The sequence below is a fragment of the Kushneria phosphatilytica genome, assembly GCF_008247605.1.
Taxonomy (GTDB): Bacteria; Pseudomonadota; Gammaproteobacteria; order Pseudomonadales; family Halomonadaceae; genus Kushneria; species Kushneria phosphatilytica.
Genome location: NZ_CP043420.1, coordinates 2,665,796 through 2,681,571 on the forward strand (window position 1 = coordinate 2,665,796; position 15,776 = coordinate 2,681,571).

The window sequence follows — 15,776 nt, forward strand, 5'->3', positions numbered from 1 at the left end:
TCAACTGCCACGGCAATCATTCACCTACAGGGACAGATGTGTTACTTGCGGTCTTTCAGGGCGTCCTTGGTCTCACCCCGGGCCGACTTGCCATGGCCTTTTGCCTGCTGGGCCTTGCCTTCGGCTTCGGTGTGATGATTATCGGTTGCCTTGCCAACCCCTTCCTTGAGCTTGCCGGCAGCCTTGTCGATTGCGCCTTCGGCCTTGTCTGCCTTTGAATCCTTTGCCATGACACCTACCTCCTTGCTGGCATGTCGGGTCGATTGACCCTCGGCAAATGACGACATGCCCATGCCGTCACCTGACTTCAGCATGGTTCAATTTACGATGAATGCCAGTCTTGTTTGTAACAGTATGCAACATGCTACAAAGCCTCTCGAACTCTGACATTACGATACCACCAGAGGCACAAAACAATAGTCTTACGACTGTCTACAGTTACAAAAGCGCACATAACGCCGACATCGTCCTGCTGGCGCTTTGATATACTTTTGTGGAGTCACTACAAGGGAGTACATCGCGACATGCTCACGATGATAATCGGTGTAGTGCTGAATCTGCTGGGGATTCTGGCACTCTGGTCCAGCTTTACCAGTAGTTATTACATGGACCCGGCACTTCAGGACGTATTCTACCTGGCACTCGGCCTGTGGGGTATTTCTGTTGTGGGCGCGCTGCTCTGTCTCAGTCCGGTTACCCGCCGTGCAGGCTCGACACTGGTATCGATCGGTTCACTGATCTTCTTTCCGCTTGGCCTGATCGCCATGATTGGGGCGCGAAAAATGCTCAATGAGCAAAAGCGCAGCCAAAAATCGGATCATCATGGCGCTCATCATTCCAACGGCTATTCCGATCTGGTCTGACGCCTCAAGCGTGTGTTTCAGACAGAACAGGAAAAGGGAGCATGCTCTGCTCCCTTTTTGATGTGCGGACACTCATATCATCGCGTTTTTCTCACCCCCGGTTGCCATAACGGCTGACCAGGAAGCGATTGATATCCTCGGATTCGTACATCCACTCCACACTGCCATCATCCTTCGTGATCCTTAGACAGGGCACCATGGTACGCCCGCCCCCCTGCTGTAATTCCTGGCGGGCTTCAGGATCGCGACGCGTATCACGCAGTTCGATATCGAGATCGAGTTGTTCAATCTGGCGCAGCACCCGTTGACAGAACGGGCATGCCGGAAACTGATAAAGCACCAACTCCTGAGTCATTCAATTCCCTCCCTTGCCCGCTCACAGGGGCGTTGTTTCAACCGTGACAAGGGCCATGACAGGCACCCTTACCATTCACTCTCTTCTCTTAATGTGGCTGGCGATCACTGACTTGCCAAATTCTGACACTCGAATGAGCGTTATCGATCCGTCTCTTCGGCGGCAGGCTCATTAAGCGATGCCGGGACCGTCACTTCCTCGATATCCACGATTTCCGATCGATTCATGGTGACCTTCCAGCGCTGATGGACCACCCGCTGGCCCTCACTGGAGCGGGTCAGCAAATTGAGCTGATGGCGTTTTTCGACTTCATCACGCACCACCTCATTATCCTTGAGTCGATACACATGGTGGGTTTCACGGTCCATCAGGCGCGACAGGGGCTGGAGATCCAGCAGAATGGTTTCACGCATTTTCTCGTAACCGCCGAGGAAACGGCCGGGTGACATGCGTGACCGACTGCGATAGTGCAGGATGACTTCTTCGCGCTGCCCCAGACTGCCCTTGCGTGCGGCCTGAATCGCAGCATCCAGATGACGATAGCGCGTATAGTCAAGCCACTCGAGCTGACGTCCGACCGTATCACCACTATCAACATCGAAGTAGCGTCGGCGCCAGCGAGGGCGCCCCTTGCGCAGCCAGCGCAGCAGGGTATGACGCAGATCCTCCTTGAAGACCTCGCGCATGGCATACAGCAGCGCCAGTACCAGTACAAATTGCAGCGTCAGGTTGCTCATGACATGACGAGCTTCCAGCAGCAATGCAGACATCACGATCATGATCAGTCCGGCGGCCAGCGCTCGCACCATGCGTCCTTCATTGGCGCCAAGTTCCTGGGTTGTCTGCCTGAGGGTGAGGGGATACTCGATCAACCGCCGCAGACGGCGCATCTTGTTGGAGATGCGTGATGGATCGGCGGTTACCCGTGCCGAGTTATAGGCCTGCTGCTCGCGATGGGCATCCTCATCCCGGCAGAATGCCAACAGACGCTCGCTCGCCGCCGTCAGATGGTCACCCGACGGCAGATGGGCCACCAGCCGCAGCAGTTGCTGCTCGCTGAACCATGAGAGGTAGTTATCGATACTGCGATAGTAACGCTGATGCTTGTCGAGCCGGGGGGTGGTCTGGCGCACTCGCTTTAGAACATCCCGACACTGACTGGCCAGCTCATCGAGTCGAACCGCCGTGATGTCGTCAGCGTCTTCGATCAACTGCTGGACGGTGTGCTCCAGTGCTACCACATACTGCCAGGCATACAGGCTCAGCCGTACCCGGTACCCCTGACCACTGGCACGCTCTTCATCATCCGCGCCGTCTTCACGCCGGGGCAGCCGGTAATGGCTGCTGTAATACATGCGCCGAACATGGAAGGCCTGATGATAGAAGCTCTCCTCCGACATGTATCGGGCGTTGAGCCCCAGCTCGCCGGGAACAAACAGATAGAGATCCAGTTGATGAGGCGTGGATTCACGCAGTACCCGGGTCAGGCGCAGCTTGAAACCATCCCTGCGTTCGGCACTGATCATGGTGCTGCCTGCCTCCTATTGGCTTGTGCCTTTGCTCTCTTTCCCCGCCAACAGGTCCGCCAGCCAGGCCGCCGGATCGGCGACCCGGTCCGGATCAAGCGCGATCAGCTGCACCGGCTGATGGTCAAGTGACCGTCTCGAGGCTGTATCAAACATTGTCAGATCCGCTTCCCGACAGTAGATCAGCGCGCGAGCGCCCGTCCGCTCGATCAACGCCGGAATTTCGCTCGGATAAAAGACGCGCACACCTGCAATCCGGGTCGCGTGCTGCCAGGGCGCATCACTGACCAGCGCCTCCAGGCGCAGCCCTGACGAGGCAACAAGCTGTTGTTGTAATCGATAGTGCACCGCTTCGATGCCGCAGATAATCACGCCATGGCCGACAGGGCCCCTGGTGGGCTTCAAGCGCCTTTGTAATCGTTCCAGCCATACCTTCATGTCGCTCTGCCCATCGGAATCATTCTCGCAGGAAAAACATGGAAGCTGCTTCTTACACCCCGAACGCAACGCCTGCCACAATGGTGCCAAACCATCTAGACTTCATCTCGGAGCCGGCGTTGACACGCCGGACTCATTGATGGCCGGACGCCATCCCATTGACTGCAGGAAGCGTAATGTCATGACTCACAGGCCTGCTTCGGCGCCCCCCTCTTCCTCCGACCATACCATCGGACGTGAAGCCGACACGCCAATGGCCATTCCGGCACGCGGCTGGTGGCAGACATTGCTTCGTGTCCGTGCCGAAATCAATGACAACCATGCCAACCTGATCGCGGCCAGTATCGCCTTCTATGGCCTGCTCGCACTGTTTCCGGCCATTGCCGCTTTCATTTCACTGTGGGGCATGATCTTCGATCCTGACCAGGTGCAGGCACAGATCAACATGCTCAGCAGTGTACTACCCAGTGAAGCCGCCACCCTGATTGAACAGCAAGCCCTTGCCGTGACTACCCAGCCCGGTAGTGGTCTGGGGGCCACCGCCATCGGTGGTCTGCTCCTGACCCTGGTCAGCGCTTCCAAGGGTGTTCGAGGGTTCATGGCCGGGCTCAATATCATGTACAACGAACGTGAAGAGCGTGGATTGATCAAACGCACCCTGATCACCTGGGTGCTGACAGCCGGGCTGATTCTGATGACCATTGTCACCCTGGGGACCATTACCCTGCTGCCGGCCCTGATCGCTCGATTACCGTTCGGCGGGATGCTCAATGCCCTGTTGATTTATGTCCGCTGGCCATTGCTGCTGGCGCTGGTCATGATGGCGCTGACGATTCTCTATCGCTTCGGCCCCAGCCGGCGCCCACCCCGGCTCGGCTGGATCAGTACCGGATCGATCGCCGCCACCCTGTTATGGCTGGTGGGATCAATCGGCTTTTCAATCTATGTTCGCAACTTTGCCAGCTACAATGAAACCTATGGGGCCATCGGCGCGGTCGTGATTCTGCTGATGTGGTTCTGGTTGTCTGCCTTCATCGTACTGCTGGGCGCCACACTCAACTGTGAGCTTGAACGTCAGACGGCGCGGGATACGACCATCGGCCATCCCAGACCCATGGGACAGCGAGGCGCCTGGGCAGCAGACACCGTGGCGGATGATGCCCATGAGCGGCGCTGAAGCCGCTCGATGGATACAGGACCAACGCCCAATCGTCACCCGAAAACTTCATGTGCATGATAAGGCGATAGCCAGTAGGTCAAGAACCGGCAAGGAGCCGACACATGAAGCTTTTCAAGCGTTATACCCAACGGGATCGTCTGCCATGGCGGGCACGGCACATGTTCAACACTGATGAGAAGATCGATACGGCTGTAGACGAGCCGATGCGAGGGGCGACCCGCACCAGCAAGGTTCCTTCGATGCCACCCGTTGATGATCGCCCGACCGCCCGCTGAGACGTTCGATTGCCTGAGGTCATTCCCGGACGCCACACCGGCACCCGAGTTGAAAAAACAGTGTTTTTTTCTATAGTCGATCTGATCGAGGGCGTGTAAGCGCGCTTTCGTGAACCGTTGTCACCAAACGGTTTGTACCGCTTGTGGCACCGGGCAAGGGAGATTCGGCAATCAACGAAAGGGAGTGTACATGATGCAACCGGTTCAGCGTCTGGCAGGCACAATTCTGGTCACGGCCGGCCTGTTGGGAGCCTCCTCGGCCTTTGCCGCACCCCAGGGGCTCTACTCCTCGAGCGAGCTGATGGATGCCGATGTCTATCTTCAGGGACAGGATCAGCAAAGTATCGGTGAAGTCGAGGATATCCTGCTGGGCGAAAACATGGGCGTTCAGGCCCTGGTGATCGAAACCGACGATGACAGCCAGTTGGGCGATCACGAGTATGTGATCGAAAAGGGTCATTTCACCGTCCAGACCACCAACGACGATAATCTCGATGAACTCCGCTATCGGGTCACCGTCAACATGGACGAAGCCCAGGTGGCCAAACAGGCGCAGTACACCAATGACTGGTGGCAGAACGCCAAACGCGACGCTGCAAAAGCCTGGGAAAATACTCGCGAGAGTGCCTCCAGCGCCTGGCAGAGCACCCGTGAGGCCACTTCCAGCCTGCTGGAAAAAGCCAGCGACGCCATCAGCCCCGAGCAGTAATGTCGCTCGTCACCGACCGCTGGGTGCCAGCGGTCGGTGGTTTGCGGAAAAGCCCTACTCCGGCATCAGAATCACCGCACCCAGCGGTGGAAGCGTCAGTTTCAACGAGCAGGGATGACCGTGCGAAGCGGTCTGCGATGCCACTACCCCGCCACCATTACCGATATTACTGCCACCATAAAGCTCACTGTCACTGTTGAAGCGTTCGCTCCAGCGCCCTTCTCTGGGGACCCCAAGGGTATAGTCTTCAAGCACACGCGGCGTGAAGTTGACCACGACCAGCGCCACGCCTTCCTCATGGCTCCAGCGTAGCCAGGCCAGCACGCTGTTTTGGGCATCGTCCCCTACAATCCATTCGAAGCCGTGTGGTCGATCATCCTGTTCATGCAGCGCCGGGAGCGTGCGATAGAGCAGATTGAGTTCGCGCACCAGCCGCTGCAACCCCGCATGGCCCGCCTCACTCAGCAGCCACCAGTCGATCTCACGATCATGACTCCACTCCTGCCATTGGCCGAATTCGCAACCCATGAACAGCAGCTTGCGCCCGGGGTGTGTCCACATGGCCGTCAGATAAGCACGCAGATTGGCAAACTGCTGCCAGCGATCTCCCGGCATCCGGGCAATCAGCGACCCCTTGCCGTGAACCACTTCATCGTGGGAAATCGGCAGCACAAAACGCTCGGAATAGGCGTAAACCATCGAAAAGGTCATCTGATGATGATGGTAACTGCGATAGAGCGGATCCTGCTGCATGTAGCTCAGGGTGTCGTGCATCCACCCCATGTTCCATTTCCAGTCGAAGCCCAGCCCGCCTTCGCTTACCGGCGCTGTCACTCCCGGCCAGGCCGTGGATTCCTCGGCAATCATCAGCGCACCGGGCACCTCTTCATGAACGACCTCGTTGAGGTGGCGGAGAAAATCGATCGTCTCGAGATTCTCCTGGCCACCGTAGCGATTGGGTATCCACTCCCCGTCGCGACGGGAGTAGTTGCGATACAGCATGGAGGCCACGGCATCCACGCGCAGGCCATCGATATGAAACTCGCGCAGCCAGTGCAGTGCCGATGAAAGCAGGAAGCCATGTACCTCACGCCGACCGAGGTTATAGATATAGGTATTCCAGTCCTGGTGAAACCCTTCGTAAGGATGGCTGTACTCATAGAGTGCAGTGCCATCGAAGCGGGCCAGTCCGTGTGGATCGGTAGGAAAGTGCGCCGGAACCCAGTCGAGAATGACACCAATGCCGGCCACATGGCATGCATCGACGAAGGCCGCGAACGCCTGCGGTGAGCCGAAGCGTCCACTGGGTGCGAACTGCGATAGCGGCTGATAGCCCCAGGAACCACCAAAGGGGTGTTCCATGATCGGCAGCAGTTCGATATGCGTGAACCCCATTTCACTGACGTAGGGGATCAGCGATTCCGCCAGCTCCTGCCAGTTATAGCTCTCCCCATCATCACCGCCATGGCGACGCCATGAACCCACATGCAGCTCATAGATTGCAACGGGTGCCTCGGTGGACTGACGCTTGCTGCGTGTCGCCAGCCAGTCGGCATCATGCCATTCGATGGAGGCTGGATCGGCCACCACGGAGCCTGTCAGCGGCGGTGGCTGTGTGGCCAGGGCCACCGGATCCGCCTTGCGCAGCCACTGGCCATCCGCGCCGATCAGATCAAACTGATAGATCGCGCCGGGCGCAAGGCGGGGGATGAACAGCTCCCAGACCCCGGAGGGATGACGCCTGCGCATCAGATGACGACGGCCGTCCCATTGATTGAAATCCCCGATGACCGAGACACGCTGAGCGTTGGGTGCCCACACCGCAAAACGCACACCCGGGATGCCTTCGACGCTCATGGCATGAGCGCCGAGGCACCCTCCCAGCCGGCGGTGCGTCCCCTCACCGATCAGATAGAGGTCAAGCTCGCCGAGCAACAGGTCAAAGCTGTAGGGATCCTCGACCACCTCCTCTCCCCATGGCCAGCGCACATGCAGTACATAGGGTTCTATATAATCCAGATGCGCCACGAACAGGCCGGGTAGCCGACTACGCTCCAGCCGAGCCAGCAAACGATCCGGAGCCTCACGGGGCCGTACCTCGACTCCGATTGCCCCGGGCAGCCAGGTGCGCAGGATGACACTGCCATCAGGCTGTTCATGCGGTCCCAGCACTGCAAAAGGATCGCCATGGCGCCCTTCGCCCAATGCCTGCGCCACATGATCGTCAATTTCCCTGTCGAGGGTAGTGGCTTGCGTGGTAGCCGATTCGGCACGGCGGTTATCACTCATGACGTTCTCCCGGGGTAGCGGCGTTCGTGAAAGCCGTGGTCGTCCGAACGCTGCATGGCTTCTGCCAGAGCAGCCAGACCGAACAACGGCACCTTCAGCCAGTCGGGACGATTGGCCGCTTCATAGGTCAGCTCATAAGCGGCTTTCTCCAGCAGACACAGGCTCAGAATACTGGTAAAGATTTCTCCCTGTTCAGCGTTGCTCGCCGAATATCCGGCGACTTCACGATAGGTGGACAAAAAGGCGGCATTGGCCTCACGGTAGTACTGCTCTGCCACCCGACGATCCTGCTGCAGAGTGGCCTCATCACGCTCGCTGCTCTGGGCATTTTCCAGCGCCATGGCGGCGGCATAATCGAAGGACCGCAGAATACCGGCCACATCGCGTAGCGGACTGTGTTTGGCACGTCGCTCAGTCAGCGGTCGAGCCGGTTCGCCCTCGAAATCGATCAGCCAGGCATCTTCCTGAGCTACCAGCACCTGGCCAAGATGCAGATCGCCATGAATGCGGGTACGCAGCGCCCCTTGCAGTTGCGGCTCCACTGCCTGCAACCACTGCTCGATGCGATCCCGACTGCTCAGCAGCACAGCCGCACGCTCCCGACTCACTTCAGGCAGATCCGTCTGGCGATGACCCAGTACAGCCATGGCCTCGGCCACCCGCGCACGAACACGTTCAACCCAGGCATGAGCCTCATCAGTATCAATGACCTGCGGCGCAAAATCGGGGTCTTCGGTGGGGCTGGCCAGTACCTGATGCATTTCGGCCAGTCGTCTACCGAGCAGTGAAGCGAAAGTGGTCAGCGTGGACATGGCCCCGAATCCTTCGCCGAGAGGCGGTTCGCTGCTGCCACCCTCTTCCTTCAGGCCTTCCTGAACCTTCTCTTCGCTGGCTTCACGCATTGCACGATCCAGCGTATTGAGCGTCCACAGCCAGCCATCGCCCTGATTGGCGACATATCCCTGAGCCACCATCAGGACATGAGGCACACCGGCCTCATCGACACGCACAATCTCTCCCAGCATGGGCGCAATATGCTCGAAGCCACGCGTTGTCAGATAGCGGCCCATTTCGGCTTCGGGATGCTGCCCGGGTTCGATCTTGCGAATCAGCTTGAGCACGATGCGCTCATCGATGATGACCGAGCTGTTGGATTGCTCGACACCGGGATAGCGGACATCCTGCTCCTGCGGCATCATCTCCGCCCACAGCGGTGCCAATCGGTCACTGGGGACAAACTGCAGCTCTCCATGCTCCAGCGGCAGACGCTGTCCTGCCCTGAGGGATTCCATCAGGCGCAGAATCACGGCAGGCATGGCAAAGGCATCGGTGAGATAGCCCACTTCACGCCCACGTCTCACCCGGGCCAGGGCCAGACTCTCCACCAGCGCCGAAGGATGCTGTTCATCCACATGCGTCAGTGCCAGCAAATAGTGCTGCGCCGGTCCTTCTTCCGAAGTCTCTGTTCGGGTTTCACACAACAGCACGCTGGGTACTTCATCGCCGGGGGGCGGCGTCAGAATGGTGGTGTGTCCGATCTCGACCTCGATCCGCGCGGCCTGCTTGGCACCGAACCAGCGCCGCTGGGCCAGATAGATGGGCAGAATATCCCGCTCCAGCTGACGCCGAGCCGGGGGTTGCAGGATATCCTCGATGCCGCGCTTGATAATCAGGGTCAGCAGATCGGGCATGACGCTGTGTGCCGGCGTATGCCAGGCCGGCAGCCGTGCCTCGCCGGCAAGCGTGAACCAGTAGAAGCCATAGGGCGGCAGCGTCATCTGATAGGGTGCGCGCACGATCGGCGGAAAGGCACTGCCACCGATCATTTCCACCGGCACCAGCCCCTCGAACGCCGACAGGTCGAGCGCTACCGCCTGAGCAGTACGCGAGACATTGGCCACGCAGAGAATCACGTCAGTCTCGCCATTCTCCGGGGTATATTCGCGCAGATAAGCCAGAATGCGCCGATTGGCCGGCGTGAGCATACGTAACGTGCCGCGACCAAAGGCGCGATGACGATTGCGGACTGCCAGCAACCGACGTGTCCAGTTCAGTGACGAATGGGCATCGCGCGCCTGCGCCTCGACATTGATGGTCTGAAAACCGTAGAGCGGATCCATGATCGGCGGCAGCACCAGACTCGCCGGATCAGCCCGGGAGAAGCCGCCATTACGATCCATGGACCACTGCATGGGGGTACGCACGCCATCCCGGTCACCGAGATGAATGTTATCCCCCATGCCGATCTCGTCGCCGTAATACAACACCGGCGTACCCGGCATCGACAGCAGCAGGCTGTTGAGCAGTTCCACCCGGCGCCGATCCCGCTCCATCAGCGGTGCCAGCCGTCGGCGAATACCCAGGTTGATGCGAGCACGCCGATCGGCTGCGTAGTGTTCCCACAGATAGTCACGCTCACGATCGGTGACCATCTCCAGCGTCAGTTCATCATGGTTACGCAGGAAGATCGCCCACTGGCAATTGTCGGGAATGGACGGTGTCTGGCGCAGAATGTCAGTGATCGGAAAGCGATCTTCCTGAGCCAATGCCATATACATGCGCGGCATCAGCGGGAAATGGAAGGCCATGTGACACTCATCACCATGACCACTTTCATCACCGCCGAAATAGGGTTGTGTATCCTCGGGCCACTGATTGGCTTCGGCCAGCAGCATGCGGTCGGGATAGTGGCGATCAATCTCCGCCCGAATCCGCTTGAGCACGGTATGAGTCTCGGGCAGGTTCTCGTTGTTGGTGCCCTCCCGCTCGATCAGATACGGAATGGCATCCAGCCGCAAGCCGTCGACGCCCATCGCCAGCCAGTAGTGCAATACTCGAAGCACTTCTTCCATGACCGGCGGATGATCGAAATTGAGATCCGGCTGGTGAGAGTAGAAACGGTGCCAGAAGTACTGCCCGGCGACCGGATCCCAGGTCCAGTTGGAGTGCTCGGTGTCCAGAAAGATGATGCGCGTGCCACTGTAGGCCTGATCGCTGTCCGACCAGACATAGAAGTTGCGCTCCGAGGAGCCGCGGGGTGCCTGGCGAGCACGCTGAAACCAGGGGTGCTGGTCGGACGTATGGTTGATGACCAGCTCGGTAATCACCCGCAAACCACGGGCATGTGCCTCGCTGATGAAACGCTGGGCATCCGCCAGGGTGCCGTAGTCCGGGCTGACATCGTAGTAATCAGCGATATCGTAGCCGTCATCCCGGCGCGGCGATGGGTAAAACGGCAGCAGCCAGACGGTATTGACCCCCAGCGACTGAATGTAATCGAGCTTCTCGATCAGCCCCGCAAAATCGCCGATACCATCATTATTGGCATCGAAAAACGATTTGACGTGCACCTGATAGATGACGGCATCCTTGTACCACAAGGGATCTTCGATAAAGCGCTCGGCCGCCTCCCCGGATCTTGCTGCAGCACTCTCGACCGACTGCAGGGAGGTTTGAACGACCCTGCCGTTGACATTGATCATGATCCTGCCCCCTCATCCCTGACTTCATCGCCACTATTCTTCATGCAGCCCCATGCCAGCCCCGACCGGGCGGGCTAACGCGCCAGATGCCGAATGGCATCTCCGGGGTCAGATGCGTCCATTGCCACTTGCCGAACCAGCTCCAGCGGTGGCCGTTCATCAGATCCTCACCATAAAGTTCGGCGTCGTCATCGAGCCCGAACCACCATAATGGCAACTCGAAATGCCCTTCCTGAGCACTGTGTGGATCGAGACTGATGGCAATCAGCACCACGTTTTCCAGATCCGGGGTGGCCTTGGCGAAATAGAGGATTCGGTCGTTGTCGATGTGCAGGAAGGTCACCCCTGTATGGCGTTGCAGCGCCGGATTATCGCGTCGAATCCAGTTGAGCTGAGCGATCTCCCAATTGATGTTGCCAGGTGCAAAATAATTGCGCGGACGGATTTCGTACTTCTCGGCGTCGAGATACTCCTCCTTGCCATGAATCGGCGCCGATTCACACAGCTCGAAGCCGGAATACATGCCCCAGAGTCCCGATCCCATGGTGGCCAGCGCGGCACGAATGAGAAATCCGGGGCGGCCGGAGGACTGCAGAAAGATCGGATTGATATCAGGCGTATTGACGAAGAAATTGGGCCGATAGCACTCGCGCAGCGGTGACTCATTGAGCTGAGTGAGGTATTCGCTCAGCTCGGCCTTGGTATTGCGCCAGGTGAAGTAGGTGTAGCTCATGTTGAAGCCGATCTTGCCCAGCCTGGCCATGATGGCCGGCCGAGTGAAGGCTTCGGCAAAGAACAGCACCTCGGGATCGCGACTGCGAATATCGGCGATCAGCCACTCCCAGAACGGAAAGGGTTTGGTATGAGGGTTATCGACGCGGAAGATTTTCACTCCCTCGTCTACCCAAAGCTGCACCACATCACGCAGCGCCTCCCACAGCGCCGGTCGAGCATCCCCGGCGTAGAAGTCGACGTTGACGATGTCCTCATATTTCTTGGGCGGATTTTCCGCGTAGCGAATGGTGCCGTCAGGCCGCCAGTCGAACCAGCCGGGATGCGCCGCCAGCCACGGATGATCCGGTGAACACTGGATGGCAAAATCCAGCGCGATTTCCAGATCATGCTCATGCGCAGCGCGCACCAGCGCACGAAAGTCCTCGAAGCTGCCGAGTTCGGGATGAATGGCATCATGTCCGCCAGCTTCATTGCCGATCGCGTAAGGACTACCGGGATCATCCGGCGCCGGCGTCAGAGTGTTATTGCGTCCCTTGCGATGGGTGTGACCAATGGGATGAATGGGCGGGAAATAGAGCACATCAAAGCCCATGTCGCGAATCATCGGCAGCCGCTGGTGAACATCGGCGAAGGTGCCATGACGCCCGGGATCATCGGTCTGTGAACGGGGAAAGAGTTCATACCAGCTGGCAAAGACGGCGCGTTCGCGGTCCACCTCCAGCGGATAGTAACGGTCACTGCAGGTAAGGTGTTCGAAGGCATCGGCCTGCTGCATCGCAAGCTGAGTATCCGGGCTCAGCAGGAGATCGACACGTTCGGCTGTTTCGGTCGATGCCTGATCAAGTCCGTCCATCACCTGGCGAAGGTGTTTTACCGCCGGATCATTGGTGGTCTGATCGTCGGCCACCAAACGCTCCAGGCCATCGGCCACCAGCCGGCGCCCCTCTTCGAGCTCCAGTGTAATCGGCACGCCAGCCGCGTGTTTCTTGACCAGCTCATTGCGCCAGGTCGCAAAGGCGTCACGCCAGGCTTCAATGACGAATTCGCAGCGACCCAGTGACTGTGGCGTGATAACCCCTTCCCACAGATCATTACCCGGTGGCTGCACCAGGCTCATTGGTGCACTGTGCCAGCCGGCAGCAGTATCGGCCTGCCCGGCCTGCACCGATCGCCAGTGCACCCGGGCTGCCAGCGTGTCATGGCCATCGCAGAGGATCACGGCCGTGACCCGTAACGGTTCACCGATGATCGCTTTTGCAGCGAAACGGCCGTCATCCACGCTGGGCATGACCGATTCGATCGCCAACCGCGGCGCCTGCATCATTTCCGCAAGCGAGTGGCGAGCGGGCTTTACAGCCTGCGATGCTGCATCAGCCGCTGTACTCGACTCCGTGCCGACCTGGCCAGTGATGGCCGAACGATCATCGACCTGTTCCACTGGCGCCTTCTTCGCACGCGACGCGCCACCCTGTACCGACTTTTTCATGGTCCCTCCCTGACCGCCACTGGCGTGTCCTGTAGCCCTGTACTGACCCGGTCGATAGCAGATGTGACCGCGCTACCAACCGAGTCCATCACTCTCGTGCCCCTGGACCAGCTCCAGCAACACCAGCGATCGACCAGTCACCCTGTAGCTCTCCTCCCCCTCAAGCATGGGCAGGCTGTGTCGCTCCGGTTCAGCGGTATGCAATCGGAAATGCCAGCCTTCACCGCTATCCACGGCAGGCAGTCGGAATTCAACCTCATCCGAATGGGTATTGATCAGCAGCATCAGCGTGCTGGCGCTACCTCGCTGGCGAATACCTGTTGGCTGAGCCCGTCCATCAAGCAGTACCGCAATCGCCCGGGCTTCGGGGTCTTCCCAGTCATCGATGGTCATGCCTTCACCCGCTGGCGTCATCCAGGTGACATCGCGGACATCGAGTTCTTCATTGTATTCACCGGTCAGAAAGCGCGATCGATGCAGTACCGGAAAGTGTCGGCGCAGGGCAATCAGACGCTGGGTAAAGGCCAGCTGCATCCGCCCTTCATCAGAAAGATTCCAGTCAACCCAGCCGATCTCGCTGTCCTGGCAGTAGGCGTTGTTATTCCCTGCCTGGGTGCGAGCGAATTCATCGCCTGCCAGCAGCATCGGCGTGCCCTGGGAGAAAAGTAATGTGGTCAGCAGATTACGCATCTGCAAAAGCCGCACTGCGCGAATATCAGGATCGTCGGTCTCTCCTTCCACACCGTAATTCCAGGAGTGGTTGTCATCGTGACCGTCGTTGTTGTCCTCGCCGTTGGCTTCGTTGTGCTTATCGTTGTAGGTCACCAGGTCACGTAGCGTGAAACCATCGTGCGCGGTGATGAAATTGATCGAGGCGTAGGGCTTGCGACCACGATGGGCAAACAGGTCAGCAGAGCCGGTCATGCGTGTGGCGAATTCCGCCAGCTGACCTTCATCGCCTTTCCAGAAGCAGCGCATGGTGTCACGAAAACGATCGTTCCACTCCGCCCAGCCGGGAGGGAACTTTCCGACCTGATAGCCGCCGGGGCCACAATCCCAGGGCTCGGCGATCAGCTTGCACTGCGATAGCAGCGGATCCTGACGGCAGGCATCAAGAAAGCCACCGCCCTCATCAAAACCGTGCGGTTCTCGCCCGAGAATGGTGGCCAGGTCGAAGCGGAAGCCATCCACCCGCATCTCCTCGGCCCAGTAGCGCAGCGAATCCGTGACCATCTGCAGCACGCGCTGGTGAGACAGGTTGAGGGTGTTGCCGGTGCCCGTATCGTTGATGTAATAGCGCGGTTCTTCCGGCATCAGCCGGTAGTAGGTCGCGTTATCAATGCCGCGATGCGACAGCGTCGGGCCCATTTCATTGCCTTCGGCGGTATGGTTGTACACCACATCGAGCAGTACCTCGAGACCGACCGAATGTAACCGCGCCACCATCTCCTTGAACTCGTTGACGGTCTCGGTAGCCATGTATTTCGGATGCGGGGCAAAAAAGGCCAGAGTGTTATAGCCCCAGTAATTGTGCAGCCCGTTTTCCTGCAGATGGCGATCATCGGCGAAGGCATGAATCGGCATCAGCTCAACCGATGAAATGCCCAGGGTCCGCAGATAATCGGTAATGGCCGGCACCCCCAGCCCCGAGAAAGTGCCACGCAACGATTCCGGTACTTCCGGATGACGCATGGTGTAGCCACGCACATGCGTTTCATAGATGACCGTATCGTCCCAGGGAATATGAATCTCCCGGGAACGCCCCCAGGTAAAGGCCGGATCGATGACCCGGCATTTTGGCATGAAGGGGGCGCTGTCCCGTTCATCGAAACTGAGATCGCCATCTTCGTGACCGATGGTGTAGCCATAGAGGGCATCGTCCCACTGAAGCTCACCCACCAGCTGCTTGGCATAAGGATCGATCAGCAGCTTGTTGGGATTGAAACGATGTCCCTGTTCCGGCTCATAGGGGCCGTGCACCCGATACCCGTAGATCGTACCGGGGCGCGCATCGGGCAGATAACCATGCCACACCTCGTCGGTATATTCGGGCAGCTCGATGCGCTCGAGCTCCTCACTGCCATCGGCATTGAACAGGCAGAGCTCAACCTTCGTGGCATGGGCGGAAAACAGCGCAAAATTGACGCCCAGACCATCCCAGGTCGCCCCCAGGGGCCATGGCAACCCTTCGCGTACTCGCGAACGCTGTACCCCCTGCATCATCTCGTCAGGCTGTTTAATTTCCCCTTCATCGGGCACATCCCAGCCGCCCGGAGGCATGGCTGTCTCATCATGGCTGACACCGTGCTCGGTACCCCGAGCAGGATCGTCACTGTCACCGTACATGGTGTGGTCATTCATCAATCAGAGCTCCGACGGGGAATTCCATTGCACTTCGGCGAATATCACCGACCGTACCTCTGCCACAACAGCATCGG

At 58.8% G+C, this 15,776-nt stretch carries 12 protein-coding genes; 4 read left to right on the forward strand and 8 right to left on the reverse strand.

The window, feature by feature from the left end:
* Positions 1-41: 41 nt before the first annotated feature.
* Positions 42-287, reverse strand: coding sequence for a CsbD family protein (locus tag FY550_RS12290; protein ID WP_407657368.1), 246 nt, complete (start codon positions 285-287; stop codon positions 42-44).
* 237 nt (positions 288-524) lie between these two features.
* On the opposite strand from FY550_RS12290, the gene FY550_RS12295 reads away from it, so the two are divergent.
* A complete protein-coding gene (locus FY550_RS12295; RefSeq protein WP_070978722.1) occupies positions 525-863 on the forward strand; it encodes a hypothetical protein in 339 nt (112 codons plus the stop codon).
* Positions 864-954: 91 nt separating this feature from the next.
* Here FY550_RS12295 and FY550_RS12300 read toward each other — a convergent pair whose 3' ends face one another.
* From FY550_RS12300 to FY550_RS12310, 3 genes are all read right to left on the reverse strand, one after another.
* Entirely contained in the window at positions 955-1,218 is a 264-nt protein-coding gene (locus tag FY550_RS12300) for a glutaredoxin family protein (RefSeq protein ID WP_070978720.1), read from the reverse strand.
* Between the two features lie 140 nt (positions 1,219-1,358).
* Positions 1,359-2,744 carry a hypothetical protein gene (locus FY550_RS12305; protein ID WP_070978717.1) on the reverse strand — a complete coding sequence of 462 codons (1,386 nt, stop codon included), beginning with the start codon at positions 2,742-2,744 and terminating at the stop codon, positions 1,359-1,361.
* 15 nt (positions 2,745-2,759) lie between these two features.
* Positions 2,760-3,182 (reverse strand): hypothetical protein, encoded by a 423-nt coding sequence (locus FY550_RS12310; protein WP_070978715.1) that lies wholly within the window; start codon positions 3,180-3,182, stop codon positions 2,760-2,762.
* Between the two features lie 181 nt (positions 3,183-3,363).
* Here FY550_RS12310 and FY550_RS12315 point away from each other — a divergent pair, with 181 nt between their 5' ends.
* The 3 genes from FY550_RS12315 (at position 3,364) to FY550_RS12320 (ending at position 5,346) form a co-directional block, all read left to right on the forward strand.
* On the forward strand, positions 3,364-4,359 hold the full coding sequence (locus FY550_RS12315) for a YihY/virulence factor BrkB family protein (RefSeq protein ID WP_070978712.1): 996 nt from the start codon (positions 3,364-3,366) through the stop codon (positions 4,357-4,359).
* Positions 4,360-4,463: 104 nt separating this feature from the next.
* A complete protein-coding gene (locus tag FY550_RS16900) occupies positions 4,464-4,637 on the forward strand; it encodes a hypothetical protein (RefSeq protein WP_168169323.1) in 174 nt (57 codons plus the stop codon).
* A 190-nt stretch (positions 4,638-4,827) separates the two neighbouring features.
* Positions 4,828-5,346: a hypothetical protein gene (locus FY550_RS12320; RefSeq protein ID WP_070978710.1), complete on the forward strand. Its 519-nt coding sequence runs from the start codon at positions 4,828-4,830 to the stop codon at positions 5,344-5,346.
* A 54-nt stretch (positions 5,347-5,400) separates the two neighbouring features.
* Here the strand turns inward: FY550_RS12320 and glgB are convergent, their stop codons facing one another.
* The 4 genes from glgB to glgX all read right to left on the reverse strand — a co-directional run bounded on the left by glgB (position 5,401) and on the right by glgX (position 15,699).
* Positions 5,401-7,635: a 1,4-alpha-glucan branching protein GlgB gene (gene glgB, locus FY550_RS12325; protein WP_070978700.1), complete on the reverse strand. Its 2,235-nt coding sequence runs from the start codon at positions 7,633-7,635 to the stop codon at positions 5,401-5,403.
* Positions 7,632-11,117 (reverse strand): maltose alpha-D-glucosyltransferase, encoded by a 3,486-nt coding sequence (gene treS / locus FY550_RS12330; protein ID WP_149054556.1) that lies wholly within the window; start codon positions 11,115-11,117, stop codon positions 7,632-7,634. Before treS ends, glgB begins: the two co-directional genes overlap by 4 nt.
* Before the next feature lie 40 nt (positions 11,118-11,157).
* Positions 11,158-13,338 carry an alpha-1,4-glucan--maltose-1-phosphate maltosyltransferase gene (locus tag FY550_RS12335; RefSeq protein ID WP_084388115.1) on the reverse strand — a complete coding sequence of 727 codons (2,181 nt, stop codon included), beginning with the start codon at positions 13,336-13,338 and terminating at the stop codon, positions 11,158-11,160.
* A gap of 72 nt (positions 13,339-13,410) precedes the next feature.
* Positions 13,411-15,699: a glycogen debranching protein GlgX gene (gene glgX, locus FY550_RS12340; protein ID WP_084388114.1), complete on the reverse strand. Its 2,289-nt coding sequence runs from the start codon at positions 15,697-15,699 to the stop codon at positions 13,411-13,413.
* Between the last annotated feature and the right edge of the window lie 77 nt (positions 15,700-15,776).

Coding starts and splice junctions, on each gene's coding strand:
- FY550_RS16900 (WP_168169323.1), top strand. CDS start 4,464: ATGAAGCTTTTCAAGCGTTATACCCAACGGGATCGTCTGCCATGGCGG.
- FY550_RS12305 (WP_070978717.1), bottom strand. CDS start 2,744: ATGATCAGTGCCGAACGCAGGGATGGTTTCAAGCTGCGCCTGACCCGG.
- FY550_RS12315 (WP_070978712.1), top strand. CDS start 3,364: ATGACTCACAGGCCTGCTTCGGCGCCCCCCTCTTCCTCCGACCATACC.
- FY550_RS12295 (WP_070978722.1), top strand. CDS start 525: ATGCTCACGATGATAATCGGTGTAGTGCTGAATCTGCTGGGGATTCTG.
- FY550_RS12290 (WP_407657368.1), bottom strand. CDS start 287: ATGTCGTCATTTGCCGAGGGTCAATCGACCCGACATGCCAGCAAGGAG.
- glgB (WP_070978700.1), bottom strand. CDS start 7,635: ATGAGTGATAACCGCCGTGCCGAATCGGCTACCACGCAAGCCACTACC.
- FY550_RS12310 (WP_070978715.1), bottom strand. CDS start 3,182: ATGAAGGTATGGCTGGAACGATTACAAAGGCGCTTGAAGCCCACCAGG.
- glgX (WP_084388114.1), bottom strand. CDS start 15,699: ATGAATGACCACACCATGTACGGTGACAGTGACGATCCTGCTCGGGGT.
- treS (WP_149054556.1), bottom strand. CDS start 11,117: ATGATCAATGTCAACGGCAGGGTCGTTCAAACCTCCCTGCAGTCGGTC.
- FY550_RS12300 (WP_070978720.1), bottom strand. CDS start 1,218: ATGACTCAGGAGTTGGTGCTTTATCAGTTTCCGGCATGCCCGTTCTGT.
- FY550_RS12335 (WP_084388115.1), bottom strand. CDS start 13,338: ATGAAAAAGTCGGTACAGGGTGGCGCGTCGCGTGCGAAGAAGGCGCCA.
- FY550_RS12320 (WP_070978710.1), top strand. CDS start 4,828: ATGATGCAACCGGTTCAGCGTCTGGCAGGCACAATTCTGGTCACGGCC.